Origin of the sequence: Streptomyces sp. NPDC088762 (genome assembly GCF_044750905.1) — a bacterium.
Taxonomy (GTDB): Bacteria; Actinomycetota; Actinomycetes; order Streptomycetales; family Streptomycetaceae; genus Streptomyces.
This window is the reverse complement of the sequence record NZ_JBIVKT010000002.1, coordinates 25,577-45,501: the sequence shown is the minus strand read 5'-3', so window position 1 is coordinate 45,501 and position 19,925 is coordinate 25,577. Positions and strand designations below refer to the sequence as shown.

Genomic DNA, 19,925 nt, shown 5'->3' with positions numbered 1-19,925 from the left:
TGCCGGGCTTCGCGGGCCCCGCAAGATCCTGAGGAGGACCCGGGCCGGGCTTCCTGCGGCACCGGCTGCCGCGTCAGTAGTTCCGCGAAGGCAGCGCGGCCGCGGCCTTGTCCTGCGGGAAGACGCCCTCCTGGGTCTCGACCCGGGGCGGCACGCTCTCGCCCGCGACGACCTTCTTGGCCAGGTCCATCAGCTGGTCGCCGAGCAGGGGGTTGCACTCCACCACGACGTTGATCTTGCCCTCGGTCATCGCGACGAAGGCGTCCTTGATTCCGTCCACCGAGATCACCTTGATGTCCGTACCGGGCTTCTTGCCGGACTCCTCGATGGCCTGGATGGCGCCGAGGGCCATGTCGTCGTTGTGGGCGTAGAGGACGTCGATGTCCTTCTGCGACTTCAGGAACGCCTGCATGACCTCCTTGCCCTTGGCGCGGGTGAAGTCACCCGACTGCGAGGCCACGATCTTGAACTTGCCGTCGGTGCGGATGACGTCGGCGAAGCCGGCCTTGCGGTCGTTGGCGGGTGCGGAACCCGTGGTGCCCTGGAGCTCGACGATGTTGACCGGACCCTGCTCGTTGGCGTACGTGCTGGTCAGCCACTCCCCCGCGGACTTGCCCTCCTTGACGAAGTCCGAACCCAGGAAGGTCTTGTAGAGGGAGGTGTCCTTGGTGTCCACGGCGCGGTCGGTGAGGATGACCGGGATCCCCGCGTCCTTGGCCTCCTTCAGCACCGTGTCCCAGCCGGACTCCACGACCGGCGAGAAGGCGATCACATCGACCTTCTGCTGGATGAAGGTGCGGATCGCCTTGATCTGGTTCTCCTGCTTCTGCTGCGCGTCGGAGAACTTGAGGTCGATCCCGGCCTTCTTCGCCGCCTCCTGGACGGACTTGGTGTTGGCGGTGCGCCAACCGCTTTCGGCGCCGACCTGGGCGAAGCCCATGGTGATCGTGCCGCCGGAGTCCGCCTTGCCCCCGGAGGCCGGGCCGGAGGCCGGGCCCTCGGTCGAGCAGGCGGTCAACGCCGAGGAGGCGAGGAGGGCGGCGGTGAGGACGAGAACTGCTCTGCGAGCCATGACGGGTGTCCTTTCGGGGTGTACGGAAGAGCTCCGCACGGCCCGGGCCGGGCTGTGCCGGGCGCAGGGGCGTGGCGGGGCCCGGTCGGAGCCGAGCTCGGAGCCGGGGTCGACAGGAGACGGATGGTCTTGGGAGGGGCGCCGTCGCATTGTGAGCGCTAACAAGCCGGGTTCTCAACCCCCTTGTGCGCGTTACCTGTCCGTTACCGCGCACGTGCAACAACGCGACCGACTCCACCCGTTCGGCGAGACCGTCCACTCCGCCTTCGGATCGGACACCTCAACCAGCGGTGGATCAACACCAGATCGAGCCGAGCCCTCGCACACGGAGGCCGCCACACCGAGGCAGCGGTCTCCACGTGATCCACGCAGGCCTCTTGCCTATCGACATTGTTAGCGCTCACACTGCAGGGCATCGGACCCTCCGCCGACCGCCCGGCACCGCCAGGACTGCCGGGACGGCATCTCCGGCTGCCGTGGCGCGCCGCCCGCCGCCCCACGGCGACTTCGAAAGGCACTGTGTTGACGTCACCCCATCCCCTCGCGCCCACCCCGCCTTCCGAGGAGTCGGAGCAGTACACGGTCGGCGTCGACTTCGGCACCCTGTCGGGCCGCGCCGTGGTGGTGCGGGTACGCGACGGTCAGGAGCTGGCCGCAGCGGTCCACGCCTACCGGCACGGCGTCATCGACCGGCACCTGCCCCACGGCGGCGCGCCGTTGCCTCCGGACTGGGCCCTGCAGCACCCCGAGGACTGGCGGGACGTACTGCGTCAGGCCGTCCCGGAGGCGGTGGCGGCGGCCCGGATCGATCCCGCCTCGGTGATCGGTATCGCCACCGACTTCACCGCCTGCACCGTCCTGCCCACGCTGGCCGACGGGACTCCTCTCGCCGAGACCGAGCTCGCCGGACGGCCGCACGCGTGGCCCAAACTGTGGAAGCACCACGCGGCCCAGCCGCATGCCGACCGCATCAACCAACTCGCCCACGCCCGCGGGGAAGAATGGATCACCCGCTACGGCGGCCGGATCTCCGCGGAGTGGCAGTTCGCCAAGGCCCTCCAGGTCCTGGAGGAGGATCCGCTCGTCTACGAAGCCTGCGCGCGGTGGATCGAGGCCGCCGACTGGATCGTGTGGCAGCTCACCGGAACCGAGTCCCGCAACGCATGCACGGCCGGATACAAGGGCATCCACCAGGACGGCGCCTACCCGAGCGAGGAGTACCTGGCCGCGCTGAACCCCCGGTTCGCCGACTTCGCACGGACCCGCCTCGCGTTCCCCCTCTCCGCACTGGGTTCACGCGTGGGCTCGCTCAGTACGGAGGCGGCAGCCTGGACGGGGCTGCGCCCCGGCATCGCGGTGGCCGCGGGCAACGTCGACGCCCATGTCACCGCAGCGGCGGCCCAGGCCGTCGAGGACGGCCACCTGCTCGCCATCATGGGCACCTCCACCTGCCACGTCGTGAACGCCCCCGTCCTCGCCGATGTCCCCGGCATTTGCGGTGTCGTCCACGGCGGGATCGTCGAGGGAGCCTACGGATACGAGGCCGGCCAGAGCGCGGTCGGCGACGTCTTCGCCTGGGTACTGGACCAGGGCGTCCCGCCGGACTACCTCGCCGAGGCCGCCGACCGCGGCGAGGACCTCCACACCCTGCTGACCCGGAAAGCCGCCCTGCAGCCGGTCGGCGGCCACGGACTGGTCGCCCTCGACTGGCTGAACGGCAACCGCTCCGTCCTCGTCGACCACCACCTCTCCGGAGTCATCGTCGGGCTCACCCTCGCGACCCGCCCCGAGGACGTCTACCGTGCGCTGCTCGAGGCCACCGCGTTCGGCACCCGCGTCATCGTGGAGGCCCTCGAGAAGGGCGGTGTACCGGTGCACGAGTTCATCGTCGCGGGCGGACTGGCCAGGAACGACCTGCTGATGCAGATCTACTCCGACGTGCTGCGCCGCCCCGTTTCCCTGGCCGCGTCCGACCAGGGACCCGCCCTCGGGTCGGCCATCCATGCCGCCGTGGCGGCCGGCGCGCACCCCGACGTGCGCACGGCCACGGCCGCCATGGGCCGCCGACGGCCTGCCGTCTACACGCCCGACGCCTCCCGGGCCGACGCCTACGACGCCCTCTACGCCGAGTACCGGCTCCTGCACGACCATTTCGGCACCGGCGGCCTGCTGCACCGCCTGAGGCGCATCCGCGATACGGCCCGCACCACGGGCTGACCCCCCGCTCTTCCTTCCCGCTCCCCCGCCCGCCCGCCGCCGCGGGACGTCACCTTCAGGAGTCGATGTGCCCAGCCGAACACCTCCCGTCCGGGAAATCTGGTTCCTCACCGGAAGCCAAGACCTGTACGGGGAGGGGACGCTGAAGCAGGTCGCCGACCAGTCGCGGCAGATCGCCGCCGTGCTGGCCGACACCTCCGGCATTCCCGCGCGCGTGGTGTGGAAGCCGGTACTGACCGGTGCCGATGCCATCCGTCGGGTATGCCTCGACGCGAACGCCGACGACCGGTGCACCGGGCTCATCGCCTGGATGCACACCTTCTCGCCGGCCAAGATGTGGATCGCCGGACTGGACGCGCTGCGCAAGCCGTTGCTGCACCTCCACACCCAGTCGAACGTGGCCCTGCCCTGGGACACCATCGACATGGACTTCATGAACCTGAACCAAGCGGCCCACGGGGACCGCGAGTTCGCGCACGTCCAGGCCCGCCTCGGCGTCCCCCGCAAAACCGTGGCCGGCCACGTCACCGATCCGGTGACGAGCGGACGCGTCGCGATCTGGGCGCGGTCGGCCACCGCACGATCCGAACTGGCCACCCTCAAGGTCGCCCGCTTCGGCGACAACATGCGCGACGTGGCCGTCACCGAGGGCGACAAGGTCGAGGCCCAGCTGCGCTTCGGCGTCTCCGTCAACACCTACGGCGTCAACGACCTGGTGGAGGTCGTCGACAGCGCGGACGAGACCGAGGTGGCTTCCCTCCTCGAGGCGTACCAGGACCTGTACCACCTGACTCCGGAACTGCGACCGGGAGGCGACCGGCACGACGCACTGCGCTACGCGGCCCGCATCGAAGCCGGCCTGCGCACCTTCCTCGAAACGGGCGGCTTCGGGGCCTTCACCACCAACTTCGAGGACCTGGGCGGCCTGCGCCAGCTGCCCGGCATCGCGGTCCAGCGGCTCATGGCCCAGGGATACGGCTTCGGAGGAGAGGGCGACTGGAAGACCGCCGTCCTGCTGCGCGCCCTCAAGGTCGCCGCCGCCGGCCTCCCGGGCGGCACCTCCTTCATGGAGGACTACACCTACGACCTGACACCCGGCAACGAGCTCATCCTCGGCGCGCACATGCTCGAGGTCTGTCCCACCCTCGCGTCCGCCAGGCCGAGGTGCGAGATCCATCCCCTCGGCATCGGCGGGCGGGAGGACCCGGTGCGCCTGGTGTTCGACGCCGCCCCCGGTCCGGCCGTGGTGGTCGGCCTCGCCGACCTCGGCGACCGCTTCCGCCTGATCGCCAATGACATCGACGTGGTGGCACCTCCCCACCCGCTGCCCGCCCTGCCCGTTGCCCGCGCCGTCTGGCGGCCCCACCCCGACCTGCGGACCTCCACCGAATCCTGGCTGACGGCCGGAGGACCACACCATACCGTCCTCAGTACCGCCCTCACCTCCGACCACCTCGACGACCTGGCGGAGATGCTCCGCATGGAACTCGCCCTCATCGACGAGACCACCACCCCGAAGCAGTTCCGGCGCGATCTCCGCTGGAACCAGGCGTACCACCGGCTGGCCCAGGGACTGTGAACCGCTCGGAGGCCGGGCAGGTCCTCGCGGACCGCCCGGCCTCGTCGTACGCGGAGCCCTCCTCCGGGCGGGGCGGGCCGTTACTCCAGCAGCTCCGCGTACGAGCCCATGGCCAGGGCGATGTCCGCCTGGGCCCAGAACCGGTGGTACGTGAAGACGGGCGCGGCTCCGCCCGCGAGGTAGGCCTCGACCTTCGGCCAGGCCGGGTCGTCCTGGTAGAAGGTACGGATCGAAGCGAAGGTGGACGAGGAGTTCACCGCGTCGCCGTTCGGCATCCTTCCGGTCCACGCGCCGGGCACGTACACCGGGTCGTCGAACCGGTTGTAGTCGGTCCGCGTCTCCTCGACGCTGACGCCCAGCGGGTCCCGGTGGTGGGCCCACATGCCGTCGAGGAGGGCTTTGGCGACCCGCTTGGCCTCGGCGCTCCCGGACTTCGCGGCGTAGTAGGTCAGGGTCTTGGCGTAGGCGGCGGCCACGCCCACGTCGTCGGTGTAGTCGGCGACGGTGACGTGCAAACCCGTGTTGGCGCCGGGAGCCGACGCGTTCCAGGTGTCGGGGGCGCCGGACCACGTGAGGGTGGAGGGGATGCGGTAGGTGCCGTCGGGGTTGATCGTGGTCTTCGACAGGGCCCAGCCGACCCACTTGTCGAGCAGCGCCTTGGCACCGGCGTCGCCCGTCTGCTGGTAGAGCTCGGCGACCCGCTCCATGGACCAGGCCTGGAAGCCGAACCACTGGTTGGACGGCGGGTCGTGGTAGACCGGCTTCTCGTCGTAGAACAGGCCGTGGAAGGTGGGGGTGCCGGCCGGGGGCTGTGCGTAGCGCCCCTGCCGGCTGTTGGTGGCGCCGCCCGCGATGGCGCCCTCGTCGGACTGGAGCCACCGGTAGAACTCCAGCTGCCGGTCGAGGCTGGTGGCCCAGTCCGTGGCGCCGGTCGGCGACTTGGGCTTCAGCGGGGCGTACTCGCTGAGCGCGTAGGCGGCGAGGGGGTTCTGGTAACCGCTGTGCGCGTGGCTGGAGCCGATCCGCCAGGACCAGCCGGCGCTGGTGTCGGTGGCGCCGCCCCAGGCGTAGTACCAGGACATCAGGTAGTGCGCGCTGTCCTTGCCGGTGCCGGCGGGGCAGACGGTCGGGCCGACGCAGTTCCCGGCCTTCTTGAAGTACTTGTCGAACAGGGAGTACCGCAGGTAGTCGCCCATCTTGGCCGCCTTGGAGACGGTCGCGGTGACCTGGCTTCCCTTGCCCTGCTCCTTCGCCCAGACGTCGGCCCAGTAGGCGGCCTGCACGGCACGCGCGTCGGCGTCCGGGGCGTCGGTGAACTTCCACTGCCTGGCGTAGGAGGAGTCCCCGGTGAAGAGGTCGAGGTAGCCGTTCTTGCCACCGAAGGTGAAGTTGTCGCAGGTGGGGTGCGGCACGGTCTCCCAGACCGATTCCTGGGGCCCGCGCTGGAAGGTGTTGATGTACGAAGGTCCGGTCGCGGTCGGTCCGGCGGAGCACTTCCCGGGCCCGTTGCCGTAGCCGTAGACGTTGTCGACGTCCTGGAGCCAGTGCATGCCGTAGATGTCGTCCGTGCCGTACGCGTTCTTCAGCTCGCCGGCGATCGGGTCCGCACCGGCGGCGACTCCCCCGTCGAGCGCGGCCGGGTACTGCGAGGGGAGGTCGTGCTCGGGGGCGTAGGTGGCGGGCTTGGAGGCGTTGTACGAGCCGGTCGTCGGCTGGTCGGCATGGGTGGGGATCATGAACTTCTCCATGGTCTCCCACGCGCCGTTGAACTTGGACCAGTCCCCGGTGATCTTCCCGTACATGGCCTGCAGCCAGATCAGGTAGCTGTACGCCTCCGAGGTCGTCTCGTGCCCGTGGTCAGGGGCCTCCACGATCAGCGTCTCGACGGAGTGGTACGGGATGCCCTCGGGCGAGAAGTAGCCGTTCGCCGGGTTGGTGATCTTCCCGTGGAGGTCGAGGAAGCGGGCGTCGTACGTCGAGTCGGCGGCCAACTCGGTCACCGTCACCTCGGCCTTCGCGTGGCCCGGGGCGGTCGCGGTGAAGACGGCGGAGCCGCTGCCGGTGGACCCGGCGGTGACGGTCACCTTCTGGGCGGTGTTCCAGTTCGCCGGGGTGAAGGTGAGCGAGGCGGGCGTCGCGGCGAGGTCGGTGTTGCCCGACGTGCGGGCCACGCCCACCATGACGTTCGCGGTCGGCTGCCCGGACAGCTTCAGCTCGAAGGTACCGGTCTCCCCCCGGCGTACGGAGAGCTGGGCCGGACCGGCGACGAGCGCGGGGCCGGCGGCGACCGTGATGCCCACGGGGGCCGACTCGGCGGAGGCGGCGAGGCTGTCGTAGGCCTTGGCGTAGAGGGAGTGGGAACCGGCGGTGAGGCCGGCGGCATCCAGGGTGAAGGGTGCCGTGGTGTCCGTGCCCAGGAGCGTGGTGCCGCTGTAGAACTCGACCTTGGCGATGGTGGCGCCGTCGGCCGCGGCGGCGGTGGCGGCGAGCGGGACGGGGATGCCCGCCGTGTAGACGGCGCCTGCGGTGGGGTTGGTCAGGACGGCGACCGGGGGTTGGTGAGCTCCGGTGCACGGGGTGCCGTTGACGGCGAAGGAGGTGGGGGTGGCGTTGGTCCCGCTGTAGGAGAACTGTGCGCCGGTGGTGACGGCCGCGCCGGCGGCGACGGTCTTGTTCCAGTCCGGCGCCGCGACGCGGACGCTCTTGCCGGACTGGGTCCAGGTGCCGTTCCAGCCGTTGGCCAGCTGCTGGTTGCCGGAGTGGTCGTAGGTCAGGGTCCAGCCGTCGAGTGCGGTCGCGGACCGGTTGGTGAGGGTGAGCTCGGCGGTGAAGCCAGAGCCCCAGTCGTTGGTCTTGTAGTCGACGCTGCACCGCACGGCCGCGGCCGCGGCGTTGGTGGCGCCGACGGCCGTGAGGCCGAGGGGGAGGGACAGCGAGACGGCCACGGCCGATGCGGTCAGCAGCCTGCGTCGGACGTGCGGTCTGGGTGGGGGATGCGCCGACATGCGGATGGTTCTCCTCGCGACTCGGGGAGACGGGGACGGAAGAACGATTGCGCACGAGCTCCGACCAGTGGGAGCGCTCCCACTGTGCAGAGGTGGCGTGGTGGCGTCAAGACGCGTGAAGAGCCGAAAGCAATCTGCGAGGGATTTGCACAACCCCTCTTTTCCTTGGCGACAGTTGGCGCTACGGTCTGGCCCCAACCAGTGGGAGCGGTTCCACCAGTCGGCGCACCGTCAGGGCGCACCCGTGCTGCAAGGACTCGCTCATTGCCATCCCCGCGCCTGTCGGCGCTGCTCGGCGGAGCAGCGCCCGCCTTGCGCGACGGCGGTCCCTGCCGGCATCGGCCACGAGGTCGCCGACAGGCAGGACCTGGCGGAGGCCGTGCATGCGACCGGGACCCGCAGTCTCCCGCCGGTCCCCGGGCTCGCCTGCACGACCCGAAGCCAGTGGCTCACCGATCCCCCACCCTCACCTCGGTCGCGGACCGGGTGCCCCGGTCACGGGCGAGAGCGGCGAGCACACCCGCGGACGCTCGCTCTTCGCCCGCGCCACGGCCCGGTTCCGCTCGACCGCACCCGCTCCGCACGACGGCACCCCTCCGCACGACGGCACCCCTCCGCACCACGGCACTCACCGCATTCGGCACCGGGCAGCGCGACCGCCTGCGCACCCTCGACTGAGAGGCAACCCACGACATGAGCCGCACCATCCCCCGCACCGCGTTACTGGCAGCCCTGAGCCTCGTCACGGCCGCCGGCGCCACCGCCACCGTGTTCGGTACCTCCGCCGGCGCCGCCACCGCGGGCTGCAAGGTCGAATACCAGATCACCAACCAGTGGAACACCGGGTTCGGCGCGAACGTGATCGTCACCAACACCGGTGACCCGGTCGCCTCCTGGACCCTGGAATGGTCCTACGCGAACGGCCAGCAGGTCACCCAGGGCTGGAACGCCACCCTCACCCAGTCCGGGGCCGCGGTCACCGCGAAGAGCATGTCCTACAACGGGTCGCTGGCCACGGGCGGTTCGGCGTCCTTCGGCTTCAACGGTTCGCACACCGGCACGAACGCCGTCCCGGCGGCGTTCAAGCTCAACGGCGTCACGTGCAACGGCGCCACCGATCCGACCCAGCCCCCGACCACTCCCCCGACAACACCGCCCACCACACCGCCCACGACGCCGCCGACCACCCCTCCGTCACCCGGCGGCAAGGTCGACAACCCCTACGCCGGCGCCAAGATGTACGTGAACCCCGAGTGGTCCGCCCATGCCGCCGCCGAACCGGGCGGCAGCAGGGTCGCCAACCAGCCCACCGCCGTCTGGCTCGACCGCATCGCCCTGGTCACCGGCACGAGCGGCACGATGGGGCTGCGCGACCACCTGGACGCCGCCCTGACGCAGAAGGGCAGCGGCGAACTCGTCGTCCAGCTGGTGATCTACAACCTGCCCGGCCGGGACTGCTCCGCGCTCGCCTCCAACGGCGAACTGGGCCCGACCGAGATCGACAAGTACAAGACGCAGTACATCGACCCGATCGCCGCGATCCTCGCCGACCCCAAGTACGCGGCACTGCGAATCGTCACGACCGTCGAGATCGACTCGCTGCCGAACCTGGTCACCAACGTCTCCGGGCGCCCGACGGCCACCGCCAACTGCGATGTGATGAAGGCCAACGGCAACTACGTGAAGGGGGTCGGCTACGCCCTGAACAAGCTGGGTTCGATCGCCAACGTCTACAACTACGTGGACGCGGGCCACCACGGCTGGCTCGGCTGGGACGACAACTTCGGCGCCTCCGCCGAGATGTTCAGGCAGGCGGCCACGGCCGAGGGCTCCACGCTCTCCCGCGTGCACGGCTTCATCGTGAACACGGCCAACTACAGCGCCCTCAAGGAGGACCACTTCACGATCGGGGACTCCGTGAACGGCACCTCCGTACGCCAGTCGAAGTGGGTCGACTGGAACCGCTACACGGACGAGTTGTCCTACGCCCAGGCCATGCGGAGCAAGCTGGTGTCGCTGGGCTTCGACGCGAACATCGGCATGCTGATCGACACCTCCCGCAACGGCTGGGGCGGCGCGGCCCGGCCCACCGGACCCGGGGCGCTGACCAGCGTGGACACGTACGTCAACGGCGGCCGCTACGACCGGCGCATCCACCTCGGCAACTGGTGCAACCAGTCGGGCGCCGGACTCGGCGAACGACCCAAGGCCGCCCCCGCCGCGGGCATCGACGCCTACGTGTGGATCAAGCCGCCGGGCGAGTCGGACGGCGCCAGCAAGGAGATCCCGAACAACGAGGGCAAGGGCTTCGACCGGATGTGCGACCCCACCTACACGGGCAATGCGCGCAACGGCAACAGCATGTCGGGCTCGCTCCCGGACGCGCCGCTCGCCGGACAGTGGTTCTCCGCCCAGTTCCAGGAGCTCATGAAGAACGCCTACCCGGCCCTGTGACACACCGCCGGTGAAGCAGCCGGAGCCGTACGGAACCGTCTGGATTCCGTACGGCTCCGGCCGTACCGCACTCGGGCCCCAGCAGCAAGCGGAGTCAGCTCGGGGCTTTCACCCCTCAGGAGGAATCCCGCACGATCAGCTCCGTGGGAAGGACCCGCCGCTGCTCCTCACCCGCCGCAGGACCGGCTCCGGGACCCTCCGCGACCTTCTGGAGCAGCAGCCGGGTCATCGTGCGGCCCATCTCCTCGATCGGCTGGCGCACGCTCGTCAGGGGCGGGTCCATGAGGCGGGCCACCGCGGAGTCGTCCACCCCTACGAGGGCGACGTCCTCGGGGATCCGCCGCCCGGCCTCCCGCAGCACCCCGCGCGCCCCGGCCGCCATCACGTCGGAGGCGGCGAAGACCGCGTCCAGGCCCGGTGTGCGCTCCAGGAGCTCGCGCATCGCCCGCCGGCCGCCCTCCTCGGTGAAGTCCGCGGTCGCAACCAGCGACTCGTCGGGCGCGATGCCGGCCTCGGCGAGACCCGCGCGGTAGCCGCCCAGACGCGCGCGGGCCACGTACATGTCCAGCGGCCCGCTGATGGTGGCGATCCGGCTCCGGCCCCGCCCCGCGAGGTGGGCCACGGCCGCCCGGCCGGCGCCGATGTTGTCGGAGTCCACGTAGGCGACGGGTTCGGCCTCGGAACGGCGGCCGTTCATGACGACGGGCAGCCCCAGCTCCGCGATCCGGTCGGGCAGCGGGTCGTCCCCGTGCACGGATGCCAGCAGTACGCCGTCGACCCGCTGGGCGGCCAGATAGTGCTCGAAGCGCTGCCGCTCCGCCTCGGTGCGGACCAGGGTGAGCAGCAGTTGTTTGTCCGCCTCGGCGAGTTCGGCGCTGACCCCGCGGATGAGATCGAGGAAGTACGGCTCCGAGAACACCCTGGCCTCGGTCTCCGGGATCACGAGGGCCACCGCGTCGGTCCGGCTGCCGGCCAGGGCCCTGGCCGCCTGGTTGGGCACGTACCCCAGCTCGGCGACGGCCCGGGCGACCGCATCCCTGGCCTGCTCGCTCACCCTCGGCGAGCCGTTGATCACCCGCGACACCGTGCCCCGGCCGACGCCGGCCAGGGCCGCGACCTCCTCCAGGGTGGGCCTGTCGTTCCGCCGTCCGCTCACGACCCTCGAACTCCCCTCGTGCATCGCACTCCGCGCCGGACCGGCCGGCTGATCCGGTGCATCAGGCAAGATGATGGACCCCCACCGCCTCGCGCGGCACTCGTTACGCCGAAGAACCCGGTGGGAGCGCTCCCACACTACGCGCGAATCCGTGAACTCGCCACGTCCGCGTTCACCACCCGCCGAGCCGTGCCCGAGACGTGGGGGAAGGCACACGCCGAAGACCCCTGCGTAATGAATTCGGGTGCGTCTCTTGACACTTCGACCCGGCAGGCAGCAACCTTCCGGCAACGACGTGGGAGCGCTCCCATTCGGGGGTGCGACAACGGTTTCACATCAGGTCCGGGCGGGCCCTGGCCGAGCCGCGAACAGCCCGCCGGCCCCCATGGCGCACGACGAGCAGCACCTTGGACGAGGAGAGTGGAATGCGTACTTCCAGCAGCAGACGCGGACGCGGACGCCGCACCGTGATCAAGGTCGTCGCCGCGGTCGCCGTGGTGTCGGCCGGTACGGCCCTGCTCACCGGCTGCGGCGGTGACAGCGACAACGGCAAGGGCGACGGCGCGGCCGGCGGCGAGCAGATCACGCTGCGGATCGGTACCTTCGGTTCCTTCGGCTACGACGACGCGACCGGGGCCAAGCTCTACGCCGAGTACACGAAGACCCACCCGAACATCAAGATCGAAGAATCGAACGTCGCGGACGGCCAGAAGTACTGGGACACGCTCAAGCTGCGCCTCTCCCGCGGCAGCGGTCTCGCGGACATCCAGGCCCTCGAGGTGGGGTACATCGCCGAGGCGACCGGCCCCGCGATGGCGGACAAGTGGGCCGACCTGGGCAAGACGGGCGGCGCGGACCTCGGCGCGTTCCTCGACTGGAAGGTCAAGCAGGCCACCACGGCCGACGGCAAGGTCATCGGCCTCGGCACGGACATCGGGCCGATGGCCATCTGCTACAACAAGGACCTCTTCGCGCAGGCCAAGCTGCCGACCGATCGCGCCGAGGTCTCCGCGCTCTGGGCGGGCGACTGGTCGAAGTTCATGGCGGCCGGTGAGACGTACAAGAAGAACGCCCCGGCCGGGACCGCCTTCCACGACTCCGCCAGCGGGCTGTTCAACGCCGTGATCTCCAGCGAGCCCGTCCAGTACGCCAACGCCAAGGGCGAGCTGGACTACGAGAACAGCCCGGGCGTGAAGAAGGCCTGGGACACCGCCGTCGCGGCCGCGAAGGGCGAACTGACCGCGGGGCTCCGCCAGTTCGACGAGAAGGGCACCTGGAACGCGGCCTTCAAGAACTCGAAGTTCGCCACCGTCGCCTGTCCCAGCTGGATGACGGGCATCATCAAGGAGCAGGCGGGCCCGGAGAACCAGGGGAAGTGGGACATCGCCGCTCCGCCCGTCGCCGGGAACTGGGGCGGCTCCTTCCTCGCCGTGCCGAAGTCGGGCAAGCACGCCAAGGAGGCGGCCGAGCTCGCCGCGTGGCTCACCGCTCCGGCCCAGCACGCGAAGGTTTTCGCGGTGAACGGCAACATCCCCTCCTCCAAGGACACGCTCGCCTCCCCGGCGGTTCAGAACGCCAAGCTGCCGTACTTCGGCGACACCCCGGTCGGCAGGATCTACTCGCAGGCCGCAGCCGGTATCACGCCCGCCCCGATCAGCCGCTGGGACGGCCAGGTGAAGACCTTCCTCACCGACAACGGCATCCTCGACATCGAGCAGCGCGGCACCGACCCGGCGAAGGCCTGGGAGAACGTCAAGAAGCTGGTCGACGACAAGATCGCCCGGTAGCGGGAGGCCGTGACGGCCCGCCGCCACCCGCGGGTGAGGCGGGCCCCGCTCGTCCGCACCACCGCATCACCGCACCACCGCTTCACTGCACGCATCGACCTGGAAGGAAGCCCCCGTGGCCACCTCCGTACGGGCGACGGGCGGCGGCTCCGCGCCCCCCGCCGCACAAGCCCCGGGCTCCAGCGCCGGCCCCGGCCCCGGCCCCCACAGGCAGCGGCCCTCCGGCCTGAGCGGCTGGCGCAGCACGCTCTACCGCCTCGATCTGAAGGCGGTCCCGTACGTCTTCATCGCTCCCTTCTTCCTCACCTTCGCGGCCTTCGGTCTCTTTCCCCTGATCTACACGGGGTGGCTCTCGCTCCACCGGGTCGAACTCGGGGGCAGCGCACAGTGGAGGGGACTGGGGAACTACAGCGCGCTGGCGACCAGCGAGTTCTTCTGGAACGCTCTCGCCAACACCTTCACCATCGGTGTGATCTCGACCGTCCCCCAGCTGCTGATGGCGCTCGGCCTGGCCCATCTGCTCAACTACAGACTCCGCGGCCGGGGCTTCTTCCGCGTAGCCGTCCTCGCCCCGTACGCCACCTCCATCGCGGCCGCGACGCTCGTCTTCGCCCAGCTCTTCAACACCGACTACGGTCTGATCAACACGGTGCTCGGCTGGCTGGGCTTCGACCCGGTCGCCTGGGAGTCCTCCAAGTGGCCCGCGCAGATCGCGATTTCGGTGATCGTGACGTGGCGCTGGACGGGCTACAACGCGCTCATCTACCTGGCGGCGATGCAGGCCGTACCGCAGGACCTCTACGAGGCCGCAGCGCTGGACGGGGCGTCGCGGCTGCGGCAGTTCCTCAGCGTCACCATCCCCTCCATCCGGCCGACGATCCTCTTCACCGTCGTCGTCTCCACCATCGGCGCCACCCAGCTCTTCGGCGAGCCGATGCTCTTCGGCGGCAGCGTCGGCATCAGCGGCGGCAGCGGGAACCAGTTCCAGACCCTGAGCCTGCTCATGTACGAGAAGGGCTGGGTCACCGGCGCGCTGGGCCAGGCCTCCGCCATCGCCTGGGTCATGCTCCTGCTCCTCCTGATCATCGGCGGGATCCAGGCCCTGATCTCCCGCTCGAACCGCAGCCGCAGCCGCGCCCGCAACCGCAACCGACGCACGAAGGCGGGGAGCTGACCTCATGGCCCGCACACTCGACCCCACGCCCCCCGCCGCGACGTCTCGCGCCAGGCGTCTTCGCCCGTCGGCCGGCCGTCAGCACCACGCGGGACCGCTGACCTACGTCCTGCTCGGCCTGGCCGCCCTCATCTCCCTCTTCCCGCTGTACTGGAACCTCGTCGCCGCCTCCCATTCGGGCGAGCGCGTGGTCGAGGCCCCGGCCCCGCTCCTGCCCGGACCCCGGCTTCTCGACAACCTCTCCTTCGCCTGGAACCAGGTCGACATGGGCGAGGCGCTGGTCAACACGACGATCGTGGCCGGGCTCGTGTCCCTGTCCACCGTCGTGTTCTCCACCCTGGCCGGCTTCGCCTTCGCCAAGCTGCCCTTCAAGGGCCGCGGCGCCCTGCTGGCGCTCGTGGTGGCCACCATGACGATCCCGCCGCAGCTCAGCGTGATCCCGCTTTACCAGATCATCACCGACCTCGGCTGGGTCGACCAGCTCCAGTCGGTCGTCCTGCCCTCGCTCGTCGCCGCCTTCGGCGTGTTCTTCATGCGCCAGTACCTCATCGAGGCACTCCCCGCAGAACTCGTGGAGGCGGCCAGGATGGACGGGGCGCACAGCCTGCGCGTCATCTGGCACGTGGTGTTCCCCGTAGCACGGCCCGCGATGGCGGTCCTCGGCATGCTGGTCTTCGTCCAGGCCTGGAACGACTTCTTCTGGCCCTTCATCGCACTGACCCCCGACGGCAACCCCACTCTCCAGGTCGCCCTGGCCGGCCTCGGCGCGGGGAATCACACCGTCGACCAGGCCGTCGTACTGACCGGCGCGCTCATCTCCACGCTGCCGCTGCTCCTGGTCTTCGCCGTACTCGGCAAGCACGTCGTGGGCGGCATCACCGCCGGCGCCGTCAAGAACTGACGCGCCGTACACCGCGGAACGCGCCGTTCGCCGCGGAACGGCCGACACCCGGTCGGCCTGTTCGCGCCCACCTTCGGCACCGTGTCCTTCCGGTGCGCTTCACCCGGCACGACTTCATCCGGCACCCCTCTATTCAAACCTGCGTTGGGAGCGCTCCCCTATGACCGCGTCCGAGACCCGGCCACTCACCGCCACCCGCACCTTCCCGCCCGGTTTCCTGTGGGGCACGGCCACGGCCGCGTACCAGATCGAGGGCGCCGCCCGCGAGGACGGCCGGACCCCGTCCATCTGGGACACCTTCTCGCACACGCCCGGCAAGGTCTTCGAGGGCCATACCGGGGACGTGGCGGTGGACCACTACCACCGGTATGCCGAGGACGTCCGGCTCATGTCCGGACTCGGCCTGAACGCCTACCGGTTCTCCGTCTCCTGGTCACGCGTGCAGCCCACCGGCCGGGGACCCGCCGTCCAGAAGGGCCTGGACTTCTACCGACGGCTCGTCGACGAACTGCTCACTGCCGGCATCGCCCCGGCGTTGACCCTCTACCACTGGGACCTGCCCCAGGACCTGGAGGACGCGGGAGGCTGGCCGGAACGCCCGACCGCCGAGCGGTTCGCCGAGTACGCGACCCTCGTCGCCGACGCCCTCGGAGACCGGGTCAAGCGCTGGATCACGCTGAACGAGCCCTGGTGCAGCGCGTTCCTCGGCTACGCGTCCGGCGTCCACGCCCCGGGCCGCACCGACCCGGTCGCCGCCCTCCGTGCCGCCCACCACCTCAACCTCGGCCACGGCCTCGCCGTCCAGGCGCTGCGGTCCGCCCTGCCCGCGGACGCTCAACTCGCGGTCTCCCTCAACCTTCACGAGGTCCGCCCGCTGAGCCCTTCGCCGGAGGACCGGGAAGCGGCGCGCCGCATCGACGCCGTGGGCAACCGGATCTGGCTGGGCCCGATGCTGGAGGGCGCCTACCCCGAGGACCTCCTCGCCGACACCGCGCACCTGACCGACTGGGCCTTCGTGAGGGAGGGCGACACCGCCGCGATCCACCAGCCGCTGGACCTGCTGGCCGTCAACTACTACACCCCGACGGTGGTTTCGCACGTCGCGAAGGGCGCGGCCCGGCCGCAGGACGACGGCCACGGCAACAGCGAGCACTCCCCCTGGCCGGGCGCGGACGAGGTCGCCTTCCACCGTGCCCCGGGCGAACGCACCGCGATGGGCTGGCCGGTTGACCCGGGCGCGCTCTACGACCTGCTCACCCGCACCACCGCCCGGTATCCGGGCCTGCCGCTCGTCATCAGCGAGAACGGCGCCGCGTACGAGGACGAGATCGGGCCGGACGGCACGGTCCACGACCCGCAGCGCGCCGCCTACGTCCACGCGCACCTCGACGCCGTGCATCGGGCGATCAGGGACGGGGCGGACGTGCGCGGCTACTTCCTGTGGTCGCTGCTCGACAACTTCGAGTGGGCGTACGGCTACGCGAAACGGTTCGGCGCCGTCCACGTCGACTACGACACCCTCAAGCGCACACCCAAATCGAGCGCGCGCTGGTACTCCCGCGTGGCACGGACGGGAGAACTGCACGCTCCCGGCAACGCGTAACCCGCGGCTCCCAGGAAGCCTCGGTCGGCGCCGTTGTCGACCCGACGGTGATCCGAACAGACCCTTGACGGCGCACTTGTTAGCGTTAACACTCAGGTATCGCCAGGCCGGAGCCGCTGCAATCCGAATGCGCACAGCTTGAGAAGAGGACTCCCGGCCGCCCCCGTTCGACCGCTTCCGGTCACCCAGCCGGGTCGCACTGTGCCGGTCGCGGAACATCACTGGAGGAACTGTGCGGAAGCTTTCAGCGGGCCTTGTCGCCGTGGGTCTCGCGCTGTCGCTGGCGGCCTGCGGCCAGAGCGCCAACGGGGCGGGCTACGGCAGGGCCGGCGCAGACGCCAAGGGGGGCCTCATCGGCATCGCGATGCCGACCAAGTCGTCGGAGCGCTGGATCAACGACGGCACCAACATGGTCAAGGAGTTCCAGGCCAAGGGTTACAAGACCGATCTGCAGTACGGCGACAACGTCGTGGAGAACCAGGTCGCCCAGGTGGAGAACATGATCACCAAGGGGGCCAAGCTGCTGGTGATCGCCGCCATCGACGGTTCTTCGCTCACCAACGTGCTGCAGAGGGCCGCCGACGCCCACGTTCCCGTCATCTCCTACGACCGGCTGATCCGCGGCACCGCGAACGTCGACTACTACGCGACCTTCGACAACTACAAGGTCGGCGTGCTCCAAGGCAGTTACATCGTCGACAAACTCGGCCTCAAGGACGGCAAGGGCCCCTTCAACATCGAGCTGTTCGCCGGCTCACCGGACGACAACAACGCCACGTTCTTCTTCAACGGTGCGATGAGTGTCCTCAAGCCGTACATCGACGGCAAGAAGCTGGTCGTGCAGAGCGGCCAGACTTCGTTCAACCAGATCGCCACACTGCGCTGGGACGGCGGCCTCGCCCAGTCCCGGATGGACAACCTGCTGAGCAAGTCGTACACCGGCGCCCGCGTCGACGCCGTGCTCTCGCCGTACGACGGCATCTCGATCGGCATCATCTCCTCGCTCAAGGGCGTCGGCTACGGCGCCGGTCAGCCACTGCCCGTCGTCACGGGCCAGGACGGCGAGCTGGCCTCGGTGAAGTCGATCATCGCGGGCGAGCAGACCCAGACCGTCTACAAGGACACCCGCCAACTGGCCAAGGCCGCCGTCCAGATGGGCGACGCGCTGCTGTCCGGCGGCAAGCCCGAGATCAATGACACCGGACAGTACGACAACGGTGTCAAGACCGTACCGGCGCAGCTGCTCCAGCCGGTCAGCGTCGACAAGGAGAACTACCGGAAGGTCCTGGTGGACAGCGGCCAGTACACCGCGGACCAGCTCAAGTAGCCCACGGAGCCCGGCCGACGGGTCCGGCGACGCCGAACCGGCGGTGCGGCGCCCGGGAGACCGCCCGGCACCGCACCGCCCCGACGATACGGAAGCACAACCATGGCCCGACCCGTTCTCGAGATGCGGTCGATCAGCAAGACGTTTCCCGGTGTCAAGGCCCTCTCCGAGGTCAACCTGACCGTCGGCAGAGGGGAGGTGCACGCCGTCTGCGGTGAGAACGGCGCCGGCAAGTCCACACTGATGAAGGTACTCAGCGGGGTCCACCCGCACGGCAGCTACGAAGGCGAGATCCGCTTCGAGGGCGAACCCTGCCGGTTCCGGGACATCCGGGCCAGCGAGCAGCGCGGCATCGTCATCATCCACCAGGAACTCGCGCTGGTGCCCTACCTGTCCATCGCCGAGAACATCTTCCTCGGCAACGAGCACGCCACCCGGGGTGTCATCAGCTGGCACCGGACGCTGACGCACGCCGCCGCACTGATCCGGCAGGTCGGACTCGACGAGAGCCCGCACACCAGGATCGCCGATCTCGGCGTGGGCAAGCAGCAGTTGGTCGAGATCGCCAAGGCGCTCGCCAAGAAGGTCAAGCTGCTCATCCTGGACGAGCCGACGGCCGCCCTGAACGACGAGGACAGCCGCAAGCTGCTCGACCTGATCCTCGAACTCAAGGCGCAGGGCATCTCCTGCATCCTCATCTCGCACAAGCTGAACGAGATCGCCCGGGTGGCCGATGCCGTCACCATCCTGCGCGACGGGCGGACCATCGAGACCATCGCGATCGGTTCCGAGGGCATCTCCGAGGAGCGGATCATCCGTGGCATGGTCGGCCGCGACCTGGAACACCGCTACCCCGAGCGCACCCCGGTGATCGGCGAGGTCGCCTTCGAGATCGAGGACTGGAGCGTCCTGCACCCGATCGACCACCGCCGGAGGGTGGTCGACGGCGCCTCGTTGAACGTCCGCCGAGGCGAGATCGTCGGCGTAGCCGGTCTCATGGGCGCCGGCCGCACCGAACTGGCCATGAGCGTCTTCGGCCGCTCGTACGGGAGGTGGGCCGGGGGCCGGGTGCGGCTGCACGGCCGGGAGGTCCGTACCCGGACGGTACCGGAGGCGATCGGGCACGGCATCGCGTACGTGACCGAGGACCGCAAGCAGTTCGGCCTCGACCTCGGCGACGACATCAGCCGGAACATCTCGCTGAGCGCCCTCGGCAAGGTCGCCCGGCGGGGCTGGGTCGACCGGCACGAGGAGGCGCGGACCGCCGAATCGTTCCGGCGGACCATGAACATCAAGGCCCCCTCGGTGTTCGCGCAGACCGGCAAGCTCAGCGGCGGCAACCAGCAGAAGGTCGTCCTCAGCAAGTGGATCTTCGCCGAGCCGGAGGTGCTGATCCTCGACGAACCCACCCGGGGCATCGACATCGGTGCCAAGGCGGAGATCTACACCGTCATCGCCGAACTCGCGGCCCAGGGAAAGACGGTCCTCGTCATCTCCTCCGAGCTCCCCGAGCTTCTGGGCCTGTGCGACCGGATCTACACCATGGCCGAAGGCCGGATCACCGGTGAGGTGCCCCGCGCCGAGGCCACCCAGGAATCCCTCATGCGGCTCATGACCATGAGCGCGGCATACCCCGACAAGCAGGTGTGA

At 69.9% G+C, this 19,925-nt stretch carries 12 protein-coding genes; 9 read left to right on the top strand and 3 right to left on the bottom strand.

The window, feature by feature from the left end; all coding sequences use genetic code 11:
* Positions 1 to 73: 73 nt before the first annotated feature.
* On the bottom strand, positions 74 to 1,072 hold the full coding sequence (locus tag ACIP5M_RS04910; protein WP_401191970.1) for a substrate-binding domain-containing protein: 999 nt from the start codon (positions 1,070 to 1,072) through the stop codon (positions 74 to 76).
* A gap of 522 nt (positions 1,073 to 1,594) precedes the next feature.
* Between ACIP5M_RS04910 and araB the strand changes: the two genes are divergently transcribed.
* The gene (araB, locus tag ACIP5M_RS04905; RefSeq protein WP_401191968.1) at positions 1,595 to 3,289 is read left to right on the top strand and encodes a ribulokinase; all 1,695 of its coding nucleotides are present in this window, start codon (positions 1,595 to 1,597) and stop codon (positions 3,287 to 3,289) included.
* A gap of 67 nt (positions 3,290 to 3,356) precedes the next feature.
* Positions 3,357 to 4,868 (top strand): L-arabinose isomerase, encoded by a 1,512-nt coding sequence (araA, locus tag ACIP5M_RS04900; protein WP_401191966.1) that lies wholly within the window; start codon positions 3,357 to 3,359, stop codon positions 4,866 to 4,868.
* Between the two features lie 80 nt (positions 4,869 to 4,948).
* Here the strand turns inward: araA and ACIP5M_RS04895 are convergent, their stop codons facing one another.
* Positions 4,949 to 7,873, bottom strand: coding sequence for a glycoside hydrolase family 48 protein (locus tag ACIP5M_RS04895; RefSeq protein ID WP_401191964.1), 2,925 nt, complete (start codon positions 7,871 to 7,873; stop codon positions 4,949 to 4,951).
* 693 nt (positions 7,874 to 8,566) lie between these two features.
* Between ACIP5M_RS04895 and ACIP5M_RS04890 the strand changes: the two genes are divergently transcribed.
* Positions 8,567 to 10,327, top strand: coding sequence for a glycoside hydrolase family 6 protein (locus ACIP5M_RS04890; protein WP_401191962.1), 1,761 nt, complete (start codon positions 8,567 to 8,569; stop codon positions 10,325 to 10,327).
* A gap of 115 nt (positions 10,328 to 10,442) precedes the next feature.
* Here ACIP5M_RS04890 and ACIP5M_RS04885 read toward each other — a convergent pair whose 3' ends face one another.
* Complete coding sequence (locus tag ACIP5M_RS04885; RefSeq protein ID WP_401191960.1) at positions 10,443 to 11,507, bottom strand: LacI family DNA-binding transcriptional regulator; 1,065 nt, start codon at positions 11,505 to 11,507, stop codon at positions 10,443 to 10,445.
* 401 nt (positions 11,508 to 11,908) lie between these two features.
* Between ACIP5M_RS04885 and ACIP5M_RS04880 the strand changes: the two genes are divergently transcribed.
* The 6 genes from ACIP5M_RS04880 (at position 11,909) to mmsA (ending at position 19,925) form a co-directional block, all read left to right on the top strand.
* A complete protein-coding gene (locus ACIP5M_RS04880; protein WP_401191958.1) occupies positions 11,909 to 13,270 on the top strand; it encodes an ABC transporter substrate-binding protein in 1,362 nt (453 codons plus the stop codon).
* A gap of 115 nt (positions 13,271 to 13,385) precedes the next feature.
* Positions 13,386 to 14,444: a carbohydrate ABC transporter permease gene (locus ACIP5M_RS04875; RefSeq protein WP_401191956.1), complete on the top strand. Its 1,059-nt coding sequence runs from the start codon at positions 13,386 to 13,388 to the stop codon at positions 14,442 to 14,444.
* A gap of 4 nt (positions 14,445 to 14,448) precedes the next feature.
* Positions 14,449 to 15,345 carry a carbohydrate ABC transporter permease gene (locus ACIP5M_RS04870; RefSeq protein ID WP_401191953.1) on the top strand — a complete coding sequence of 299 codons (897 nt, stop codon included), beginning with the start codon at positions 14,449 to 14,451 and terminating at the stop codon, positions 15,343 to 15,345.
* A gap of 160 nt (positions 15,346 to 15,505) precedes the next feature.
* Positions 15,506 to 16,948, top strand: a complete 1,443-nt coding sequence (locus ACIP5M_RS04865; protein WP_401191951.1) for a GH1 family beta-glucosidase — start codon at positions 15,506 to 15,508, stop codon at positions 16,946 to 16,948.
* A 232-nt stretch (positions 16,949 to 17,180) separates the two neighbouring features.
* The gene (gene chvE, locus ACIP5M_RS04860) at positions 17,181 to 18,275 is read left to right on the top strand and encodes a multiple monosaccharide ABC transporter substrate-binding protein (RefSeq protein ID WP_401191949.1); all 1,095 of its coding nucleotides are present in this window, start codon (positions 17,181 to 17,183) and stop codon (positions 18,273 to 18,275) included.
* A 102-nt stretch (positions 18,276 to 18,377) separates the two neighbouring features.
* Complete coding sequence (gene mmsA / locus ACIP5M_RS04855) at positions 18,378 to 19,925, top strand: multiple monosaccharide ABC transporter ATP-binding protein (RefSeq protein WP_401191947.1); 1,548 nt, start codon at positions 18,378 to 18,380, stop codon at positions 19,923 to 19,925.